Genomic DNA, 20,626 nt, shown 5'->3' with positions numbered 1-20,626 from the left:
CTACCGCACCCCGAGGTCGCCGGGCGTGGGCTGGGCCTTGGCGCAGCGCCACTCCACCCGCTGCGGCATCGCGAGGCCGAGCGTCAGCACGCCGATGAGCGCGAAGCCCACGTTGGTGCTCTGGGTGACCTCCGCGAGCGCCTGGCCCTGGCAGTTGTCCACCCGGGGCCGCTCCTGGACGAGCCCCCAGCCCAGGGACCAGAGGACCTCGCCTTGCGGTTCGGTGGCGCTGGCCCCGGCAGCTCCGGGCGCCTGGACACGGTAGTGCGCGCAGGCCGAGCTCAGCCCCAGACACAGCAACGCCGCCGCACGCTTGGACATGCTCGAGCATGGGCCTGCCGGAGGGGTGGGACCATGCGGTCAGCGGTCGTGGACGTCTGTCGGACACTTCACGCGCACGCGCCACCGTCACGCTGTTGAAGTGTTTCCCCCACCGATGGGCGATTTATGTAGGGTGGCCCACGTGCTCTTCGCATCCCGCACCGTACTGGCCGTGATCCTCGGGATTGCCATGGGTGTGGCGGTCGGTCTCGGCGGCTTCACCTTCGCGTACGCGAAGGGTTCGTCCTACCTGCGGGACGACCCTGCCGCCTGTGCCAACTGCCACATCATGAACGAGCAGTACGACGGCTGGCGCAAGAGCAGCCATCACGCGGTGGCCACCTGCAACGACTGCCACACGCCCGCGGGCTTTCTGCCCAAGTACTACACGAAGGCGAGCAACGGCTTCTGGCACTCCTTCTACTTCACCACCGGCACCTTCCCGGACCCCATCCGCCTGCGTCCGGGCAACCGCGTGGTGACGGAGAACGCGTGCCGCAAGTGCCATGCCTCCATCGTGGAGGCCATCGAGACGCCCCCCACGGGCCACGGGCAGGTGGCCCCCGGCGAGCAGCTCCAGTGCCTCACCTGCCACAACTCCGTGGGCCACCCCGAAGGGTCGGGGAACCCCGAGCTCATCCGTAAGGAGAATGCACGATGACCGAGCCCGAGAAGGCTCCGGAGAAGCGCCGGCGGTTCAGCGGCACCAAACTCGTGGTGGCGGTCGCGGTGGCGGCGGCGCTGGCCTCGGCGGGCGTCACCGCCCTGCTGGTCAACATCATGGAGCGCAAGCAGGAGGCGAGGAACCCCTTCTACCGGGTGGTGGAGCTCGACGACACCATCACGGACCCCGCCGTGTGGGGGAAGAACTTCCCGCTGCAGTACGACGGCTACAAGCGCACGGTGGACCAGAAGCGCACCCGCTACGGCGGGAGCGAGGCGGTGGCGCGCACGCCCACCCAGGCGGATCCTCGCTCGGTGGTGGCGCAGAGCCGGCTGGAGGAGGACCCCCGCCTGGTCACCATGTGGAGCGGCTACGCCTTCGCCACCGACTTCCGCGAGGAGCGCGGCCACGCGCACATGCTGGAGGACCAGGTCTTCACCCAGCGGCAGCAGGTGACGCAGCAGCCGGGCACCTGCATCCACTGCCACGGCAGCGTGTACGTGCCCTACAAGAAGCTGGGGGACGGGGACCTCATCAAGGGCTTTGAAAAGATGAACCAGATGCCCTTCGCCGAGGCTCGCAAGCTCGTGGAGCACCCGGTGTCCTGCATCGACTGCCACGACCCCTCCACCATGCAGCTGCGCGTCACGCGCCCCGGCTTCATCGAGGGCATCGCCGCGCTCAAGGCCAGCCAGGGCGTGCCCGGCTTCAAGGTGAATGAGGACGCCACCCGCCAGGAGATGCGCACGTACGTGTGCGGGCAGTGCCACGTCGAGTACTACTTCAAGGGCAAGGAGAAGCGCCTCACGTACCCCTGGGCCAAGGGCATCAACATCGACCAGATCATGGCCTACTACGACGAGGACGGGCACGTCGACTGGACCCACGCCCTCACCGGCGCGAAGGTCCTCAAGGCGCAGCACCCTGAGTTCGAGATGTACAACCAGGGCATCCACGCGAAGAGCGGCGTGGCGTGCGCGGACTGCCACATGCCCTACCAGCGCGAGGGGGCGATGAAGATCAGCGACCACCACGTGCGCAGCCCGCTGCTCAACATCAACCGCGCCTGTCAGACGTGCCACAAGTGGAGCGAGGCGGAGTTGCTCAACCGGGCGGAGACCATCCAGACGCGCACCTTCCAGACGCGCAACATCGCCATGGACGCGCTGGTGGACCTCATCCACGACCTTGAGAGCGCACGGAAAGCGGGAGTGCCCGACGAGTCACTGGCCAAGGCGCGCGACCTGCAGAAGCGCGCCCAGTTCTACCTGGACTTCGTGGAGGCGGAGAACTCCATGGGCTTCCACGCGGACCAGGAGGCGGTGCGCATCCTGAGCAACTCCATCAACTTCTCACGCCTGGGCCAGAACGCGCTGCGGCCTGGCGGAGGCGCCTCCACCGCCCCGGATCAGCGGCCCGCGGGAGCGCCCCCAGCCACTGGAACTGGGAGCGCTCCGCAGGGCTCGCGGTAGGCGGTCAGTACTTCACGCGCACCAGGAAGACGTCGCCGCGCGTGGGCTTGAACTTGTCCACGCCGAAGTCGGTGACGCGGTCTGTGTAGCCGAACAGCACCGCGTCGCCGTCCGGCATCAACGTCACCGCTGGCACCGCCTCCACGCCGTACAGCTCGCCGCGCGCTTCCGGCGCGGTGCCCAGGAAGAGGCGCGAGGCCAGCGGTTGTCCCGTGGGGTCGAAGCGCTGGGTGAAGAGCTGCGCGGACCCCAGGCCGTCCGGGCCCGTGGCGCCGTTCTCCAGCCACGAGTACGTGTAGCCCACCACCAGCACCTCGCCGGTGGAGTGGATGGCCACGCCCTGCACGGACGCATCCACGCCCAGGTCGCGCGCCCAGCGCTCGGTGCCGTCCGCGCCCGTCACCACCACGAAGGGGCTGGGGCTGGCCGCGCCCTTCAGCGCCGCGCCCGCCCAGGAGAAGCTGCCCTGGAAGTCGCCGCCCGCCACCACGTCACCAGCGGCGTCGCGGCTCACGTCTCGGACGCTCCCCTTCACGCCAGGCCGCACCTTCGCCCAGCCGAGCGCGCCGTCTTGCCCGTACAGCGCCACGAACGGGCTGCCTGAGCCGGAGCCCTGCGTGGCGTTGGTGCCGAAGCGAACGGTGCCCGTGTAGCGCCCCGCCACCGCCACGCTGCCGTCCGCGCCGGGGGACAGGGACAGGGGCTCGGCGCCCGCGCCCTCGGACTCCGCGCTGCCCACGGCGAAGGCGCGCTCCGCGGTGCCGTCCACCGTGAACACCGCCACGCCGGCCGAGGCCCCCTTCACCTCGTTGCCCAGGTCCACCGAGCCGGGCGCGGTATAGGCCACGTACAGCCGGCCCTGCGCGTCCGCCGCCACGTCCTTCACCGTCAGCTCGCCGGGCACCCGGTGCGCCCAGAGCGTCGCGCCGTCCGCGGACAGCCTGGCGACGATGGCTCCGTCGCTGAGCTTGCCCGTGCCCAGGTCCACCGTGCCCTGGATGTTGCCGGCCAGGAGCATGCCGCCAGTGCCGTCCGCCGCCACACGGACGTGCACGTCGGCGCGCAGTGTTTCGGGCGTGGAGTCCACGCGCACGTCGTACGCGTGCGTCCACAGCGTCTGCCCCGCGCCGGAGCGCCGCGTGAGGACCAGCTCCACGGCATCATCCGTGGGCGTGCGCGCGTCCATGTCGTCGTAGCCGTGCACGGCGGCGGTGAAGAAGTCGCCCGTGGCGTCCACCGCCAGGTCCAGCGCCAGGTCGTCCTGCGCGGCGCCCTCCTTCGCGAACCACAGCGTGGCCCCGGATGCGGGCGGCACGGTCTCCGGCCCCTGGACCGGAGGCGGTGGTGTCTGTGGGGTCTGATTGCCCGGCGGCGTCTGCGTGCCGCTCCCCGGAGGTGGAAGCTCGCCCGGTATCGAAGGCTGCTCCTCGGGTGGGCACCCCAACTTCGAATCCTGGCAGTTGTCCGGATCAGGCTTTTCAGCCCCGCCTCCGCACCCCCACCCTCCGCCAAACGCGAAACCCAGCACCGTCGCTCCAACGACAGTCCGGCGCCACCCCCGCCCCAGATACATGGAATCCCCTCCGTGTACGGCAGGGTTCGCATGCCATCCCACACCGGCAAATACGGCACGGAAGGTTGCTCGGCCGCCCGCTGCCGGACGGCGGATGTATCGCGTGGGTGGGGTTCGCGACGCCGTGGATGGGCGACGCGAGCACCCACGAAGGTCCTCGCGTTACCCACGCAGGCGCAAAGCCAGACACTACCGCCAGAAGCCGATGGAGATGCCCCAGTTGGAGTAGCGGCTCGCCAGGTCGAACGACGCGGTGATGGACCAGTCCTCCCAGTAGCGCAGCACGAACAGCTCGAAGCCGCCGGTGAGGTGCGGCCGGGGGTTCCGGTCCCGGAAGGGGGACGGCTCCAGCCATGTGCCCGCGCGCAGACGCAACAGGCCCGGGAAGGTGTCCCATTCAGCGCCCAGGCGCGGCTGGAAGGTGGGGGTTTCGCCCACGGGCTGCGGCTCCGTGGTGATGGCGAGCGAGCGCGACGCCACCGCGTTGCTCACGCTGGAGATGAGGTCCACCTGCGCGGTGATGAGCCACCGGCCGGCCAGCGCGTCGCGAGGCTCCTCCTCCGGCACCGGCAGCGCGTCCCCGTCCACCTGGAGCTGACGCCGGGCGGCGGGGGACAGCCGGTTGTAGCGGTGCGCGCCCTCGCCCAGCCGCCAGCTGGCGCCCAGGGACAGCACCGCGGGCGACACCACGGCCGCGTAGACCTGACGGCCCGCGATGAAGGGGCTCTGGCCGTCGTCGCGGCGCCAGCCCGCCACTACCTCCGGGCGCACCGCCACGCCAATGCGGTAGGGCCGCCCGTGCGGACGGAAGAGCATGTCCACCGCCACGCCGGTGTCGCCGTAGCGCCAGGACTGGTCGCCCATCTCGCTGAAGCTGGCCTGCGCGGAGAAGATGCCCAGGGACAGGATGAAGTCGTCCTGGCCAAAGGCGATGGAGCCCGCGAGCGTGGATTGGGTGAGGGAGACGCGCAGCTTCTCGCCCTCGCCCCGGCAGCCCAGGGTGAGGCAGTAGCCCGTGCGGCTGTTGCGCCAGAGGAAGCCGATGCCGAAGCGCTTGTATTGCAGCAGCAGCGCGCCCAGCAGCTGGCGGCTGTCCACGGTTTCGTCGGCCAGGCCGTCGTTGTCCACGTCCCGGCGCTTGGTGCCGGTGAAGGGCAGGTCCAGCCAGGACAGGGTGACGCCCAGGTCCCAATCGCGCTCCAGCGACGCGCTGCGCTGGGCCAGGGCGGCCAGGTTGCTGGACACGCCCGCGGCGCCCTCGGCGATGCCCACGTAGGCGCCGCCCAGGCCCACCACGCGCGCCGACCCCAGCAGCGCGCCGGAGTTGAAATACAGACGTTCCGGACGGGGCTCCGTGGGAGCGTCGTCCTGGGCCAGGGCTGGGAGCGCGGCGAGGGACACCGCGCACGCCAGGGCCGCCAGGGTGCTACGCACGCCGTGAATCACCGGACAGCGGCCCCTTCGCTGAAGAGGCGGTCCGCCTCCGCCGCCAGGGCGGAGTCGCGGGACGTGAGGCCGCCCGCGTCGTGCGTCACCAGCGCCAGCGTCACCTTGCACCACCGGATGTCGATGTCCGGGTGGTGGTCCGCGGCCTCCGCGGCCTTCGCCACGCGCTCCACGAAGGCGATGCCCTCCAGGAACGAGGGCGCTTCGTAGGTGCGGCGGATCATCCCGCCCTCGTGCTTCCAGGCGGGGTGCTGGGCGAGGAAGGTCTGGAGCGCATCCGGGGTGAGCAACGTGCGGTCGTAGGCCATGGCGGCCGTTCTACCCGCTCCCCCGCCCGATGGAAGCCCCGGCGCGTTCAATGCGCCGGGCTCCTTTGTCTCATTTCACGCGCGCGAAACCGCCTGCTTCCACTTTTCCAGGTGGCGCGCGCGCACCTCCGGCTTCATCTTCGGCTTGAAGGTCCGGTCCGCCTTCCACGCGCGGCGGATGGCGTCCGGGCTGGTCCACACGCCCGCGCCCAGGCCGCCCAGGAAGGCCGCGCCCAGGGCCGTGGTCTCCAGGTTGCGCGGGCGGACCACCGGGACGCCCAAGAGGTCCGCCTGGTACTGCATGAGCAGGTTGTTGGCAGCGGCGCCGCCGTCCGCCTTGAAGACGGGGATGTCCCGCCCGCTGTCGCGGCGCATGGCCTCCGCCAGGTCGTGGATTTGGAGGGCCACGCCCTCCAGCGTCGCGCGCGCCAGGTGCGCCACGGTGGTGGAGCGGTCGATGCCGGCGAACAGGCCGCGCGCCTCCGGGCGCCAGTGCGGCGCGCCCAGGCCCGCGAGCGCCGGGACGAAGACGACGTCGCCGGAGTCCTTCACGCTGGCGGCCAGCGCCTCCACGTCCGGGGCCTTCTTGATGACCTTGAGGCCGTCGCGCAGCCACTGCACGGCGGCGCCCGCGATGAAGGAGCTGCCCTCCAGCGCGTAGTTCGTGGTGTTGCCCATCTTCCACGCCACGGTGGTGAGCAGCCCCGCGGTGGAGCGCACCGGCTGGGTGCCGGTGTTCATGAGCAGGAAGGCGCCGGTGCCGTAGGTGCACTTGGATTCGCCGGGGTCGAAGCACGCCTGCCCGAAGAGGGCCGCCTGCTGGTCTCCCGCCATGCCCGCGACGAGCACGCCGTCCGGCAGGCTGCGCATGCCGCGAGTGGTGCCGTACACCTCCGCGTTGCCTCGGATTTCCGGCAGGCACGCGCGCGGCACGCCCAAGAGCGAGCACAGCTCGTCATCCCAGTTGAGCGTGCGCAGGTCCATGAGCAGCGTGCGGCTGGCGTTGGACACGTCCGTGACGTGGGCGACGCCGCCGGTGAGCTTGTGGACGAGCCACGAGTCGATGGTGCCGAAGCACACGTCGCCGCGCTCGGCGCGCTTCTTGGCGCCCTTGAGGTGCTGGAAGAGCCAGGTGAGCTTGGTGCCGGAGAAGTAGGGGTCCAGTACCAAGCCGGTGACTTCCCGCACGCGGGGCTCGACACCCTGGGCCTTGAGCTTCTGACAGATGTCCGCGGTGCGGCGGTCCTGCCAGACGATGGCGCGGGCCAGGGGCTCGGAGGTCTCGCGGTCCCACAGGCCCGTGGTCTCCCGCTGGTTGGTGATGCCCACCACGGCGATGTCGCGGCCGGTGAGGCCGGCGTCCTTGAGCGCGCGGGCGATGCACCACTCGCTGGTGTTCCAGATGTCGATCAGGTCGTGCTCCACCCACGACGGCTTGGGGAAGTGCTGGGGCAGTTCCTTGTAGGAGCGGCCCACCACCTGCAACCGGGTATCGAGGATGGAGACGTGGGTCCCCGTGGTGCCCTGGTCCAGCGCCAGGACGTATTTCGCCTTCGCCATGCGTGCGGAGCCTCTTTCGTCGGCCAATGGCCGGACACGGAAAGGGACCCTACTCCAAGAGAAGGCGCCCGCACCGACGGAGCGTGCGGGATGTCAGGCACCGGGAGATGTCCGTGGAACGCTCCCGTGCCTGCGTGGGGGTGCCGTGACGGTGCGCCTTGCCGGGGGAAGTCCACGGTACTTCCCGGCGCTACCGCGCGCGGCGGCCCGCTCTCAGTAACCCGTGGCCCGCGAGCGGTTGTTGAAGAAGCGGCGCAGGCCGTAGGCGCCCAGACCCGCGAGAATCATCCGGCCCAGCGAGCCGCCCGCGCCGGAGGACCTGCGTCCCCGGTATCCATAGCCGATGGGACGGCGGCCATAGGCGCTGCGTCCGCGGTTCCAGCCACTGCCCCTGAAGACGCTCCGTTGTGACGCGCCCAGCGCGCCCAGCAGCTTGGATAGCAATGCCATGGTGTCACTCCGTGGTGAGGGATACGCGGCCCGAGCGGCCTCGACGGGGGTCGGACCCGTGAAGGACGTGCGTGCGTTGAAAGGTGGGTCTCACACCGTGTGACGACACCCCGTGTCGAACAGGGCCCGTGAAAGCCCGTGTCCCGGGCCGGAGGGCAGGCGGGCGGGCTGGGGGACGGCCGGGGCGGGTACGGGAACGCGGTGGATCCGGATGCATGTCATTGGACGAAGGGAGCACTGCCTGCCTGGTCCACGAACGGAAGCCTCGGCCGGGTAAGGCGTGGCCCACCCGGTTCCCTGCCCTGGGAGGCGTTTCCAGATTGCGGTCCAAGAGGGCGCACCTCCGGCGCCCCGGCCTCAATCACAGTCAACGCGCTGGATGCGCAGGACATGCGAGGTGCTCGGACCGAGGAAGACCCTCGGGATGTCGGAGCCGGCGAAGGAGTAGTCCGGCGGTAGGCAGTCACCCACTGCGTGGGGGTCCGTCATCCCTGTGGGACGGCCCCCCATGTTCTTTCAGGCGCGAGGGATGAGTCCCTGGTCGCGCAGGAAGGTCACGGTGCGGGCCACGCCATCCGCGAGCGGGGTGGGGCGGAAGGCCAGCTCCCGCTGCGCCTTGGCCGCGTTCACGCGAGCCTCCCAGCGCATGAAGGACAGCTGTCCAGGCGCGACGAGCGGCGTGAAGGGAAACACGCGCGCGAGCGGCGCGGACACGCGGGCCAGGGCCTCCATCAGGAAGACGGGCGCGACGGCGGGCGGCTTGCCGGCCCCGGCGGCCTGGTGGATGGCGAGCGCGAGGTCCGCGTTGCTCGCGTACTGGTCGGCGACGAGGTAGCGCTCACCGTTGACGCCGCGCTCGGCGGCGGCGAGGTGCACGTCGGTGCAGCCGTCCACGTGGACCACGGACATGCCGCCCGGCGGGAGCAGCGGGGCCTTCTTGTTGAGCAACTGGATGAAGAAGGAGTTGAGCCCCACGTGCACCGGGCTGGGGCCGTAGACGGCGGCCGGGTTGACGAAGACGACGTCCAGCCCCTGCTGGCGGATGGCCTCCACGGCGCGCTCGGCGTCCTGCTTGGAGCGCTCGTAGACGGTGGGCTTGGGGTGCGGATCGATGTGGGCTTCGGTCAGCTCGCCGCCCCGGGGCGCGGCGAAGACATCCATGGTGGACGTGTAGACCACGCGTCGCACCTTCGCGGCATGAGCGGCGGACAGGACGTTCACGCTGCCCTGGCGGTTCACGCGGTCGAAGATGGAGTCGTCCCGATGCCACTGCTCCGGCATGCCCGCGGCGTGGAAGACGAGCTCCACGTCATGCAACGCGGCGGGCAGGGTGCCCGGTGACGTGACGTCACCCGGGACGAGCTGCACGGAGGATGGGAGCAGCTTCGCGGCGCGGGCCGGGTCCCGCACGAGCGCGCGGACGGAGGCGCCCTGCTTCACGAGCCGATGGGCAATGGCGTTGCCGATGAGGCCAGTGGCCCCGGTGACGAGGACGTTCATGGGGTCGGCAATCTAGCCGGAGTTACCGGTGCCGTGCTCCGCGGGGCCCGGGGCGGGAGCGCAGCCCGTCGAAGAACATCCCGGTGAGGCGGTGGATGCGCTTGGAATCCGAGGCGTCCTCCGCGGCGGCGAGGGAGATGGCCATCGCCATGCACACCACGTCATCCAGGAGGATGTCGCTTCGCACCTCGCCCGCGTGCTGGGCGGCCTTCAGCAGGCGCTCGCCCTCGGCCGTCGTCGCGTCACAGCCCTGGGTGTGGTTCTTGAGGACGATCCCCAGCGACGCCGCGAGCCCCTTGTACATCCCCGCGCAGTGCACGAGCTCCGCCAGGAAGAGGCGCAGGGCTTCGAGAGGGGGCAGTGCCTCCGAGCGTTCGAGGCTCTTCTTCGCGAGCGTCAGCAGTTGTTCGTCGCACGTCGCGGCGAGCAGCGCCTCCCGCGACTCGAAGTGACGGTAGAGCGTGCCGATGCCCACCCCCGCCCGCTTCGCCACGTCGTTGAGCGACGCGTCCGCGCCGCGCTCGGAGAACACGGCATGCGCCGCCACGAGCAGCCGCTCCCGATTGCGCCGCGCATCCGCGCGCAAGGCTCCGCCCGTCACGTCCTCCTGCGGGTTCTTCGGCTGCTTTGTCATTGCCACTTGAAAAACGGAGGATAGCTCCGCATTTAACCGGAGCAATCCTCCGCTTAGCAAGGGAAAGGCAGGACCTGATGGCGACGAAGCGCGAAACCGTATTGGTGCTGGGAGCGACAGGGCAGCAGGGAGGCGCGACGGCGCGGGCCTTGCTTAAGGACGGCTGGCGGGTCCGCGCGTTCGTGCGGGATCCGGCGAGCGCGAAGGCCCGCGAGCTTGAAGCGGCGGGCGTGGAGTTGGTGCGTGGGGACATGGGGGACCGCGCGTCGCTCGACCGTGCGGTCGCGGGGGCGTACGGCGTCTTCAGCATCCAGCCCAGCTCGGCACAGGCGAGCTACGGCGTCACGGACGACGACGAGGTCCGCTTCGGCACATCCATCGCGGACGCGGCGAAGGCGGCGGGCGTAGAGCACTTCGTCTACACGTCGGTGCTGGGGCTGCGTCCCGGCACGGGTGTGGACCACTTCGAGACCAAGTGGCGCATCGAGGAGCACGTCCGGGCCAGTGGCCTTCGCGCGACCATCGTGCGGCCGGGGACCTTCATGGAGCTGCTGCTGGTGCCGGACTTCGGCCTGACACGGGGGGCGCTCCAGTTCTTCATCCAGCCGGAGCAGCCCATGCAGTTCATCGCGGGGGAGGACATCGGCGTACTGACCGCACGCGTGTTCGCGGATCCACGCACGTACGTGGGGACCACGCTGGAGATGGCGGGAGACTCGCTCACCGGCAGTGCACTCGCGGAGAAGATCGGCCGGGCCACCGGGACGTCCATCTCCTACTCACGGTTTCCGCCAGAGATGCTTGCGGCGAGCCCGATGCTGCGCAAGCTCGTGAAGCTGTTCGAGGATGGTTTTGTGTTCGAGAGCGCGGACATCCCGGCGCTGCGGCGGCTGGCGCCGGGACTGCTCACGTTCGATGCGTGGCTGGAGCGCGGGGGCGCCGCGGCGATCCGGGAGCGCTTCGCGGCCTAGAACGCGACGCAGGGCAGGGAGTCGATGCGCAGCACCGACTCCTGGTCGAACTGGCTCTTGTACTCCTCCCGGATGGTCTCGATGTCCGCCGAGAGTGCCGCGCTGCCATCGTGCAGCAGCACGATGACCTTGGTCTACGCGTGAATCAGTTCGCCGGACTCCAACCGGTACTGCCCGTTGGCGTCGTACACGGTGAGCCCATCCTGGAAGCGGGGCGTGACGACCGTATCCACGAAGGCCTGGAACTCGGCCTCACTGACGGGCTCGTTGCCCACCCGGTTCCGGCCGAAGTACAGGTCCGTTTGGTACCGCGGATCGCCCACCTTGCAGTTCAGGCCGTCATCGTCGTGCCCGCCACACGCTGCGGCACCCATCCCGAACACGAGGCTCAGCCCAACAACAGCCGTGAGGAGACGGCGGTCATCCCTGGAAGATGCATCGCGGGTCACTCCGGGAAAGTGGGAGGGGAGCATGACCGGCTGTTTCCATGCGTGATAGAGCGACTCCGGTACGACTCGGAGGAGTGCGCCATGACAGGAGCCATCAGCCTGGAAGCGCTGGCGGAGTACATCCAGGATGCGTTCAAGGACGTGCACATGGACACCTCCACGCCGGACCTCTTCTTCTTCGCGGGGGACGAGCGGAAGCACCCCTTCGCGACCATCGTCACGCGGGACACCGAGTTCGACCATCACTCGGAGCTGGACCGCGATGAGGTGTTCCGGCTGAACCTGGGCTTGAGCAAGGAGAGCTTCCAGAAGCTGTTCCCGCAGCTCGACCCGAACGTGGACTACACGGACCTGGACGTGCTCCTGCCGCACCCGGCCTATTCGCGGATGTTCTGGCTGAGCGTGCTCAACCCCAGCCACGAAACACTCCGGCTGCTGCGCCCGTACCTGAAGGAAGCCCACTCCATCCAGGTGAATCGGGCCGCCCGGGGCTGAGTCACGGCGTGCGGCTGCGCACGGTCTCGTCGCTCCGGGGCACGTCCGCGTAGCCCGTCATCTCCAGGTAGCCGCGCCCCTGCACGGGCTGGCCCTCGCGCGTGCCGTCCACGGTCACCGCGCCCTCCCAGTAGCGCACCAGCACCGGCAGCTCCTGATCCGGCAGCTTCGGCGTCACGGTCAGCTCCAGCGACACCTTGGGAACCTGGACGCGCCAGCCCGCCGGGTACTCGCCGCCGCGCGGGCTCTTCCAGGTGCCCCGGGGCTCCAATTGCATGTCATCGGCGCTCAGATGCACGGCTTCACCTGTCGCGGGGACATACGTGCCCGCGCTGAAGGCGTCCTTCGAACCGTCCTTCTTGCGCAGCTGGTAGAGCATCAGCTCGCTGCCGTCGGAGAGTTGGAGCGCGAACCAGTCCCAGCCCACCTGGTCGCCGCTCAGCGCGCTGGTGCTCCACTCGCGGTCCATCCAGCTCTCGCCCTTCACCTGCACCGTCTGCCCATCCACCGACACCGTGCCCCGCGAAGGCATGCGCGGCATCGAGTAGTAGTAGGACGCGTTGCCCCGCTCCGCGCCCTTCTGGCTCAAGCCCTTGTCACCCTGGAGCACCGGCGGCTTGCCCTCGTCCAGCATCAGCTCCAGCGTCACCCCGTCGCCCTGCGCGCGCAGGTGCATGGGCCACGTGCCGCTCGCGCCTTCGCTGCGCACGTCCCAGTCCTGAAGCCAGACATGGAAGGGCGCACCGTCCGCGCCCGCCAGTCCCTGCGCCGCGCGGCTGAAGCGCTCGGTGACGTGGAACTTCCCGGCGCTCACGTCCGTCAACGTGAAGTGCCCCATGAACACCTGCCGCGTGCCCCAGCTGGACTCGCGCCGCGGCTGCTCTGGCGACAGCGCGCTGCGGAACAGCGTGAACTGGTAGCCGAAGGCGCGCCCGTCCTGCGTCTCTAGATTTCCTGTCCAGTACCACCACTCGGTGCGGAAGTCGGGGTGGGGGCCGTGGTCCTCCGGGAAGTGGAAGGGCCGGGGCTCCATCGCGCGCGCGTAGCCCTCCGTGCCGCCGTCTCCGCCCATCGCGGACGCGACCGTCATGCCGCCTGTGTTCGCGGGCCCGGTGTCCTCCGTGTCCCGCAGCACCACGCCCACCGCCACGCCCAGCCCGGCGAGCACCAACACCACCCCGATGACGAGTCCCCGCCCCATGCCTCACTCCTCCCGCAGCGCCATGGCCGGGTTCGCGCGCGCCATGCGCCACGCCGGGTACAGTCCCGCGAGCGCCGCTGCCACCAGGGCCAGCACCAGCGCCTGTCCCACCACGCCCGGCGCCACCACCAGCTGCAACGTCCACCCGAACGAGCGCTGGTTGATGACGTGCACCAGCACGTAGGCCAATGCCAACCCCAACGGCACGGAGAACAGCCCCGCGAGCAAGCCCAGCAGGCCTGTCTGCAACGACACCATGCCCCACAGTTGTCCCGGCGTGAGCCCCGTCGCGCGCAGCACCGCGAACTCGCGCGCCCGCTCCAACTGCAACGACATCAGCGCGCTCAGCACGCCCACGAACGCGACGCCAATGGCCAGCAAGCGCAGCACCTGCGTGATGGTGAAGGTGCGGTCGAACACCTCCATCGACGCCTGCCGCAGCGCCCGGTTCGCGCGCACGTTCAAGGCCTGCTCACCGCCCGCGCGGTCGCGCACGCGGGCCACCAGTTCGTCCACGTCCTGTCCGGGCGCGGCGAAAAGGGACAGGCCGGACACGCCCCGGTCCTCGTACCAGTGCTCATACGTGGCACGCGGCATCAGCACCGTCCCCACGTCCGAGCCATAGTCGAAGTACACGCCCGCTACGCGGAAGTCGTGCGGCCCCTTGTCAGTGGCGACTCGCAGCGTGTCGCCTGCGTGAACGCCCCGGTGGAACGCGAAGGGCTCCGACACGATTAGCGCGTCCGGTGACGCGTCCAGTTGTCGCCACACGTCCTCCGCGCGCCCTTCCTTGAAGCGGTACGTCCGCTCGTGGCCCTTCGCGAAGTCCACCGCCAGCAGGTCCGTGTCCACGTCGTTGATGCGCACGTGGATGACGCGGATGGATCCGCTCGCCTCGACGCCGGGCGTGGACCGCAGCTTCTCCGCGAGCCCCGGCACCAGCGACGAATCCCCGCGCCGCGCCACCAGTGACGGCGGCGACACGAACACGTCCGCCTGCAACGCGGACTCCAGCCACGCCGCCACCGTGCCTCGGAAGCTGGACACCATCAGGCCCACGCCCACCGTCGTCGCCACCGCGACCATCAGCGCAGCCAGCGCCACCGCCGTGCGCGACAGGCTCGCCGTCACGCCTCGGGCCGCCATGCGTCCCAGCGGACCGAACATCGCGCCCAGCGGCCGCGCCGCCGCCACCGTCAGCTTCTCCGTCACCCAAGGCACCAGCAGCGCACTGCCCAGCAGCACGCCGAAGAGCCCCGCATACGCCGGCATCAGCGCCTGCGTGGGCCACGCGAGCACCGCCGCCGAGAGGGCCAGGATGATCAACCCCATCACCGCCAGCCGGGGCGCCCGGTTGCGCGACACGTCCTCCACCGTCGAGCGCCGCAGCGCTGTCACCGGTGCCGCTCGCGCCGCCTCCCACGCGGGGACGAGCGCCGCCAGCACCGTCGCGCCCAGGCCCAGGCTCAGGCCCTTGATGAGCGTGAACGGTTCCAAGGACAGACGCCGCACGTTCACCACGAAGTACAGGTCGTTGATGGTGCGGGTGATGAGGCCCACCAGTCCGCTGGCCATCAGGATGCCCAGGAGCAACCCCGCCGCGGTGCCCACCATGCCCAGGAGCAGGGCTTCGCCCAGCACCACCGCGAACAGCTCACCGCGCGTCACGCCCACCGCGCGCAGCCGGCCCAGCATCCCGCGCCGCTGCACCACGGAGAACGTCATCGTGTTGTAGATGAGGAACATCCCCACCACGAGCGCCAGCAGCGACAGCGCGGTGAGGTTGGTTCGGAACGCCCGCGTCATCTGCTCCACCGTGCCCGCGCGCCCGGACGTCTGGACCAGCTCCGCGCCCGGCGGCAGCGTGGCCTTCAGCGCCGCGGCCTGCGCTTCGCCGCCCTTCAAGCGCAGGTCCACGCGCGTCAGCCGGCCCTCCTGGCCCAGCACCTCCTGCGCGGTGGAGATGTCCGCGATGAGCAGCGACTCCAGCGCGCGCTCCGTCGTCTCCTGCGAAGGCGTCAGCAGGGCCGACACGCGCAGCTCCCGGCGAAGCCCTGTCACCATCACCGGCAGCGTGTCCCCGGCCTTCACGCCCAGGCTCCGCGCCGTCTTCGCGCCCATCACCACCGTGCCGGGCCGCGTGAGCAGCGTGCCGACGTCCCCCACCGCGCCCCCGCTGGAGAAGTCCCGGAAGGGGGCCTCCGCGAACGGATCCAGGCCGAGCAGCGTGAGCGTGCGGTGGTTGCCGCCCTCCACCTGCACGAAGCCCTGCACCACGGGCGCCGCGTCTGGTGAGTCCGGCCGCAGCTTCAGCGCCGTGTAGACGCCCTCCGGCAGACCGGAGGTGCCTCCTGCGATTTGATGCGTTGCGCGACCCGCGACGACGTCGGTGGATTGCTCGAAGGCTCGCAGCGCGCTGCCGCTCGCCAGGTCGATGGACACCACCACCGCCACGCCCATCGCGATGCCCAGGAGCGACAGCGCCGTGAGCCACGGGTGCCCGCCCAGGTGCCGCAGGCTGGAGCGTGCGAGCAGCGCCCTCATGGCGTCCCCCGGCCGCGCGCGCCGCCGGGGCGCTCCACCAGACGCCCGTTCTCCATCGTCAGCACGCGGTCCGCGCGCTCCGCCATCGCGGGCTCGTGCGTGACGATGAGCGCGCACGCGTTGCCCTGCCGGGTGAGCCCTTCCAACAGGTCCAACACCTGGCCGCCCGTCTCCTCGTCCAGGTTGCCCGTGGGCTCGTCCGCCAGCAGCAGCGGCGGGGCGTGGGACAGGGCTCGCGCCACCGCCACGCGCTGCTGTTCTCCGCCGGAGAGCCGGTCCGGGAAGCTGTTCGCGCGCGTTCCCAAGCCCACCCGTTCCAGCAGTTCCCGCGCCCGCGCGCTGGCCTCGGCGCTCGAGCGGCCGAGCAGCTCCAGCGGCAACCGCACGTTCTCCTCCACCGTCAGCGTGGGCAGCAGGTTGAACGCCTGGAAGATGAAGCCGACGCGCTCGCGGCGCAGCAGCGTGCGGTCCCGCTCCGGCATGCGCCCCAGGTCGCGGCCCTCCACCAGGATTTCGCCGTGCGTCGCCTGGTCGATGCCGCTGATGAGGTTGAGCAGCGTGGACTTGCCGGAGCCGCTGCGGCCCAGCAGCACCACGAACTCGCCCCGGTGCAGGGAGAGCGACGTGCCGGAGAGCACCTCGCGCACGGAATCGCCTTCCGCGTAGGACTTGGTGACGCCGCGCAGTTCGACGAGGGGCCGCGAATCGGGAGGAGAGGAAGGCATGCCGGGCATCCGACATAGCCGATGCCCGGCATCCGGGAGCGTTTCCCCATCCAACCAGGAGGGATGCCCGCTACTGGACGCCAGCAGCGCCAGGGAGCGCTCAGCCCATGACACCCGGCAGGTTGTCCGGGTTGCTTTTCGTGCGTGCCGACACGTCCCGGTGTTTGATGTCCACCTCTCCTCGCCGGAAGCCTTGCCTTCCGCGGGGTAGGGGGGGCCACACATGAATGAAGCCCAGGCCGGGTGGGTGGCGGCGTCCGGCAGTGTGCCCCCGCCGCTGCATGAGCTGCTTCAGCAGCTCCCTGCCTTCTTTGGCCTCTACCGTGGCCCCGGCCACCACATCGAGTTCAGCACCTCCACGCGCCTGCCGCTGCTCGACACGCGAGGCCAGGTGGGCATCCCCCTGCGCGAGGCCTGCCCCCAACTGGAAGGCCCCGGCTGGCACGACGCCTGGGACCGCGTCTTCGCCACCGGAGAAGCCCTGCACCTGCGCGAGGCGTCCGCCCGCGCGTGCCCCGCCGACGAGGAGCTCTTCTTCAACCTGTCCCTGCTGCCGCGCCGCGACGCGCAGGGGAAGGTGGAGGGCGTGCTCGCCTTCGCGGTGGACGTGACGGAGCTCGTGAGCACCCGCCGTGCCGCTTGGACCACCGCGGCCTGGCGCACCGAACGCCTCCAGGCGATGACCGCCGCGCTCTCCGAAGCGCTCACCCCCGCGCAAGTGGTGGAGGTGGCCGCTCGCGAAGGCGCCCTCGCCATGGGGGCCCTCACCGGCCTGGTGGTGGTGCCAGAAGGGACGAGCCTGGACGTCTTCGAGCGCGCCGCCGCGCATGGCTTCGCTCCCGGTGAGCTGGAGGGCTGGCAGCGCTTCGAGGTCTCCGCGACCTGTCCCCTCACGGACGTGACGCGCACCCGCGAGCCCTGCGCGCTGGGCTCGTGGACGGAGTGCATGGCTCGCTACCCGAGGCTCGCGCAGCTGTCTCGTGAGCGGACCCTGTTGGCCTGGGCGTCCGTGCCGCTGGTGAGCGGCGGGCGCGTGTTCGGCGCGCTGGGCCTGGGCTTCGGCGATGCGCGCGACTTCGACGCGCCGGAGCGTGCCTTCCTGCTGACGGTGGGCCGCCTGTGCGCGCAGGCATTGGACCGCGCGCGCCTGTACGACGAGGAGCGCGCGGCCCGGAGCGTCGCGGAGGCCGCCAGCCGCGCCAAGGACGCGTTCCTCGCCACGGTGTCCCATGAGCTGCGCACGCCGCTCACGTCCATCCTCGGCTGGTCGCAGATGCTGCGGCAGGGCCTGCTGGGCGAGGACAAACGACAGCGCGCGGTGGAGGCCATCGAGCGCAACGCCCGCGCGCAAAGACAGCTCATCGAGGACCTGCTCGACATCAGCCGCATCGCCAACGGCCGCTTGCGCCTGGAGCCGGTGCCGTTGGAATTGGGCCACGTGGTGGAGGCGGCGCTGGATGTCGTCAGGCCCACGGCGCTCGCGCGCGAGCTGACGCTCGATGTCTCCGTGGACGAGGATGGCGTGCCGCTGTTCGGCGACCCGGACCGCTTGCAGCAGGTGGTGTGGAACCTGCTCTCCAACGCCATCAAGTTCACTCCGCACGGCGGCCACGTGACGGTGTCCGCGCGCACGTGCGACGAGGGCGCGGAGCTGGTGGTGCGCGACGACGGCGAGGGCATCCCCACTGACTTCCTTCCCTTCCTCTTCCAGCGCTTCCATCAGGCGGACACCGGCGTGAGCCGCCAGCACGGCGGCCTGGGCCTGGGCCTGTCCATCGTGCGGCACCTGGTGGAGCTGCACGGCGGCACCGTGACGGCCGTCAGCGAAGGGCTGGGGAGGGGCGCCACGTTCACGGTCGTGCTGCCCAACTCGCGCGTGGGCACGGCCCCGGGCTCCTTGCGCGTGCCGCGCCCCGTGGAGGGCCTGACGCTGCCGCGCTTCCCGGAGCTGGAGGGCCAGCGCGTGCTGGTGGTGGATGGCCAGCCGGACGCGCGCGAGTGGATGTCCGTGCTGCTCACCCGCGTGGGCGCGCACGTGCTCACCGCCACCAACGTCACCGACGCCATGGACGAGGTGCGCCGCTCTCCGCCCACGGTGCTGGTGACGGACGTGACGCTGGCCGGCGAGGACGGCTATTCGCTCCTGTACCGGCTGCGCGCGCTGCCCTGGGAGTCCGGAGGCGGTGTGCCCGCGCTCGCCGTCACCGCCGCCGCGCGCCGCGAGGACCGCGACCGCGCCCTTCGCGCGGGCTTCAGCGCCTTCGTCACCAAGCCGCTCGACGCGGTGGAGCTGCTCACGGCGGTGGCGCGTCTTGCTCCGGCCAATCCGGTCGGCTCCTGAAGTCCTCCTCCGCACGCCACGGCTGGAGGAAGTCCCCCACCTCCCGGGCGAGCCGCGCACCGCTCACGTCGCGCGGGATGATGTGGAAGCCCTCCGGATAGGCCACGTGCCGCACCTGGGGACACGCCTTCATCCGCCGCGCGAGCCAGCGTCCGCCCTCCGGATCCACCACGTGGTCCTGCTCCGCGGTGGCCACCAGCACCGGGCAGCGCACCCGGGGCGCGTCCGCCAGCGCCAGGTCCTGCAGCCTGCACAGGTCGCGCAGCCGGGCCACCGGGAACGCGGGCAGCACCGGCGCCTTCGCCAGCACCTCCGGGTCGGAGATGTCCGTGCCGCCCTTGTCCACCCATGGCGTGGTCCATTCGAGCAGCGGCGTGCGGCACAGCTGTCTCACCAGCGCCATGCGCGCGCCCCGGAAGCGCACCGCGGGCGCCACCAGCGCGAGCGCGTGCACGGCTTCCGGTTGATGCGCGGCCAACCGCAGCGCCAGGAGCGCACCCATGGACAGTCCGGCGACGAACACGCGACGGTGTCCGGAGAGCGACGCCAGCGCCTCGTCCGCGCAGGCCTGCCAGTCGCGGAAGTCCACGCCCAGCATCGCCTCCGGCGTGGTGCCGTGGCCCGGAAGCCTGGGCGCCACCACGCGCATCCCCCGCGCCGCCAGGGCCTCACCCAGGGGACGCACCTCCCAGGGACTGCCGGTGAAACCATGCAGGAGCAGGCAGGCGTCCGGCCCCCGCCCCAGCGTGAAGGGCGCGGTGGACTCTCCGTCGATGTCGCGCCAGCGCGTGCTCACGGGGAGGACACTGGCCACGACGGGCCCCAGGCGCTATGCCGCCTGACTCATGGCCGACACTCCGACGAAGCCCCCTGAAGTGCAGCTCCAGGTGCAGATGACCGAAGAGGTGTCCAATGGCCAGTACAGCAACCTGGTCCTGACGAATCACACGGACTCGGAGTTCGTGTTGGACTTCCTCTATGTCCAACCTCAGCAGCCCCTGGCCCGCGTCCGCTCGCGCATCATCACCAGCCCGCGCCACGCCAAGCGGCTCTTGAAGGCACTCCAGGAAAACGTGCAGCGCTACGAAGCGCGCTTCGGCGCCATCACCCTGGGCGAGGACGAAGGCCCCAAGCACTGAAGGGCAGGCGCCGCCGGGACTTTCCCTCGCGGCCTTTCCCGGCGCACACTGAGCGGCATCGTGTTCCGAGCCCTCGTGTTCGCCGCTGCCCTGTTGTCCGCCGCCAACGCCTCCGCCCAGTGCACCGGGGACGGAGTACAGCTGTATCCCGCGCCGGGCGGCATCGTCCCCACCAACATGCGCATCCTGCTGGAAGGCGTGGGCACCGCGAAGTCGCCGGTGCTGGGACTGGTGGGCAAGCCGCTGAAGCTGGTCTCCACCGACCACGAGGTGAAGCTCAAGGTCACCAAAGGCTGGGAGAGCTCCCTGGGCCGCGCCACCGTCATCCTCAAGCTGGCGGAGCCGATGCAGCCGGACAAGCGCTACTTCCTGAACCTGCAGGAGGTGCTCCCCAACATCGCCCTCCTCAACGGCCAGGTGGGCGCGCAGCCGTCATGGCTGAGCGGCAAGGGGCCGGACGCCAAGGCACCTAAATGGGTGAAGCGCCCCGCGGTCTCGGAAGGCTTCGTGCGCCGCTCGCCCCAGGGCATCGCGCGCTTCGTGAAGCTCAACCTGGCGCTGCGCGAGGAGAGCCCCGCTTTCCTGGTGGTGAAGCTGTCGCCGCGCCGGCTGGGCATCTCTCCCCAGCAGTACCTGCTGCCCGTGCAAGGCAATACGGCTTATCTGGGCCATGAGGCCTGCGGTGGAGCCTTCTCTCTAGAGGACGGGCGCAGCTATCGCGCGCGCATCGAGGCCTTCGATGCAGCGGGCAACCTGGCGCCATCCACGCCTCCCGTGGACTTCGAGGCCCCGTCCGCCCAGGGCCCTTAGTAGTGTGTCTGCCCGTTCAACCC

19 protein-coding genes and 1 pseudogene are annotated in these 20,626 nt (G+C 70.6%); 7 read left to right on the top strand and 13 right to left on the bottom strand.

The features are described 5' to 3' along the window. Positions 1-321, bottom strand: coding sequence for a hypothetical protein (locus GTZ93_RS22110; protein ID WP_161662969.1), 321 nt, complete (start codon positions 319-321; stop codon positions 1-3). Positions 322-463: 142 nt separating this feature from the next. Here GTZ93_RS22110 and nrfH point away from each other — a divergent pair, with 142 nt between their 5' ends. Then, on the top strand, positions 464-982 hold the full coding sequence (gene nrfH, locus GTZ93_RS22105; RefSeq protein WP_233596754.1) for a cytochrome c nitrite reductase small subunit: 519 nt from the start codon (positions 464-466) through the stop codon (positions 980-982). Next, entirely contained in the window at positions 979-2,457 is a 1,479-nt protein-coding gene (locus GTZ93_RS22100; protein ID WP_139922134.1) for an ammonia-forming cytochrome c nitrite reductase subunit c552, read from the top strand. The genes nrfH and GTZ93_RS22100 overlap by 4 nt, the downstream gene beginning before the upstream one ends. A gap of 4 nt (positions 2,458-2,461) precedes the next feature. Here GTZ93_RS22100 and GTZ93_RS22095 read toward each other — a convergent pair whose 3' ends face one another. From GTZ93_RS22095 to GTZ93_RS22065, 7 genes are all read right to left on the bottom strand, one after another. Beyond that, a complete protein-coding gene (locus GTZ93_RS22095; RefSeq protein ID WP_161662968.1) occupies positions 2,462-3,772 on the bottom strand; it encodes a hypothetical protein in 1,311 nt (436 codons plus the stop codon). Positions 3,773-4,219: 447 nt separating this feature from the next. Next, positions 4,220-5,464: a hypothetical protein gene (locus tag GTZ93_RS22090; RefSeq protein WP_257979557.1), complete on the bottom strand. Its 1,245-nt coding sequence runs from the start codon at positions 5,462-5,464 to the stop codon at positions 4,220-4,222. An 8-nt stretch (positions 5,465-5,472) separates the two neighbouring features. Then, on the bottom strand, positions 5,473-5,784 hold the full coding sequence (locus tag GTZ93_RS22085; RefSeq protein WP_120575636.1) for a 4a-hydroxytetrahydrobiopterin dehydratase: 312 nt from the start codon (positions 5,782-5,784) through the stop codon (positions 5,473-5,475). A 75-nt stretch (positions 5,785-5,859) separates the two neighbouring features. Beyond that, on the bottom strand, positions 5,860-7,344 hold the full coding sequence (gene glpK / locus GTZ93_RS22080; protein ID WP_139923808.1) for a glycerol kinase GlpK: 1,485 nt from the start codon (positions 7,342-7,344) through the stop codon (positions 5,860-5,862). Positions 7,345-7,557: 213 nt separating this feature from the next. Next, positions 7,558-7,794 (bottom strand): hypothetical protein, encoded by a 237-nt coding sequence (locus GTZ93_RS22075; protein WP_139923807.1) that lies wholly within the window; start codon positions 7,792-7,794, stop codon positions 7,558-7,560. A gap of 516 nt (positions 7,795-8,310) precedes the next feature. Next, positions 8,311-9,294, bottom strand: a complete 984-nt coding sequence (locus tag GTZ93_RS22070) for an SDR family NAD(P)-dependent oxidoreductase (RefSeq protein ID WP_139920703.1) — start codon at positions 9,292-9,294, stop codon at positions 8,311-8,313. A 22-nt stretch (positions 9,295-9,316) separates the two neighbouring features. After that, on the bottom strand, positions 9,317-9,928 hold the full coding sequence (locus tag GTZ93_RS22065) for a TetR/AcrR family transcriptional regulator (protein WP_139920701.1): 612 nt from the start codon (positions 9,926-9,928) through the stop codon (positions 9,317-9,319). 77 nt (positions 9,929-10,005) lie between these two features. Here GTZ93_RS22065 and GTZ93_RS22060 point away from each other — a divergent pair, with 77 nt between their 5' ends. Further along, positions 10,006-10,899, top strand: coding sequence for an NmrA/HSCARG family protein (locus GTZ93_RS22060; RefSeq protein WP_139920699.1), 894 nt, complete (start codon positions 10,006-10,008; stop codon positions 10,897-10,899). On the opposite strand, the pseudogene GTZ93_RS22055 reads toward GTZ93_RS22060, so the two are convergent. After that, positions 10,896-11,273: pseudogene (locus GTZ93_RS22055) on the bottom strand (DUF3574 domain-containing protein). The gene GTZ93_RS22060 and the pseudogene GTZ93_RS22055 sit on opposite strands and share 4 nt — an antisense overlap. A gap of 156 nt (positions 11,274-11,429) precedes the next feature. Between GTZ93_RS22055 and GTZ93_RS22050 the strand changes: the two are divergent. Further along, positions 11,430-11,843: a DUF6194 family protein gene (locus tag GTZ93_RS22050; RefSeq protein WP_139920696.1), complete on the top strand. Its 414-nt coding sequence runs from the start codon at positions 11,430-11,432 to the stop codon at positions 11,841-11,843. Between the two features lies 1 nt (position 11,844). Here the strand turns inward: GTZ93_RS22050 and GTZ93_RS22045 are convergent, their stop codons facing one another. Genes GTZ93_RS22045 through GTZ93_RS22035 form a run of 3 tightly spaced genes read right to left on the bottom strand, consistent with a single transcriptional unit; the run spans position 11,845 to position 16,313 of the window. Next, a complete protein-coding gene (locus tag GTZ93_RS22045) occupies positions 11,845-13,044 on the bottom strand; it encodes a lipocalin-like domain-containing protein (protein ID WP_139920694.1) in 1,200 nt (399 codons plus the stop codon). A 3-nt stretch (positions 13,045-13,047) separates the two neighbouring features. Continuing rightward, on the bottom strand, positions 13,048-15,588 hold the full coding sequence (locus tag GTZ93_RS22040; protein ID WP_139920692.1) for an FtsX-like permease family protein: 2,541 nt from the start codon (positions 15,586-15,588) through the stop codon (positions 13,048-13,050). After that, positions 15,585-16,313 carry an ABC transporter ATP-binding protein gene (locus GTZ93_RS22035; protein WP_139920691.1) on the bottom strand — a complete coding sequence of 243 codons (729 nt, stop codon included), beginning with the start codon at positions 16,311-16,313 and terminating at the stop codon, positions 15,585-15,587. Before GTZ93_RS22035 ends, GTZ93_RS22040 begins: the two co-directional genes overlap by 4 nt. Positions 16,314-16,536: 223 nt before the next feature. Here GTZ93_RS22035 and GTZ93_RS22030 point away from each other — a divergent pair, with 223 nt between their 5' ends. Beyond that, positions 16,537-18,654, top strand: coding sequence for a hybrid sensor histidine kinase/response regulator (locus GTZ93_RS22030; protein ID WP_139920689.1), 2,118 nt, complete (start codon positions 16,537-16,539; stop codon positions 18,652-18,654). Here the strand turns inward: GTZ93_RS22030 and GTZ93_RS22025 are convergent. After that, positions 18,608-19,429, bottom strand: a complete 822-nt coding sequence (locus tag GTZ93_RS22025; RefSeq protein ID WP_139920705.1) for an alpha/beta hydrolase — start codon at positions 19,427-19,429, stop codon at positions 18,608-18,610. The two genes, GTZ93_RS22030 and GTZ93_RS22025, sit on opposite strands and share 47 nt — an antisense overlap. 70 nt (positions 19,430-19,499) lie before the next feature. On the opposite strand from GTZ93_RS22025, the gene GTZ93_RS22020 reads away from it, so the two are divergent. Together GTZ93_RS22020 and GTZ93_RS22015 are read left to right on the top strand one after the other, a co-directional pair. Continuing rightward, the gene (locus GTZ93_RS22020) at positions 19,500-19,793 is read left to right on the top strand and encodes a DUF3467 domain-containing protein (protein ID WP_120575625.1); all 294 of its coding nucleotides are present in this window, start codon (positions 19,500-19,502) and stop codon (positions 19,791-19,793) included. A 57-nt stretch (positions 19,794-19,850) separates the two neighbouring features. After that, positions 19,851-20,603, top strand: coding sequence for a hypothetical protein (locus tag GTZ93_RS22015; protein WP_390624903.1), 753 nt, complete (start codon positions 19,851-19,853; stop codon positions 20,601-20,603). Positions 20,604-20,626 lie beyond the last annotated feature (23 nt).

The sequence above is a fragment of the Corallococcus exiguus genome (genome assembly GCF_009909105.1).
GTDB lineage: Bacteria > Myxococcota > Myxococcia > Myxococcales > Myxococcaceae > Corallococcus > Corallococcus exiguus.
This window is presented reverse-complemented; position numbering and strand designations above follow the sequence as displayed.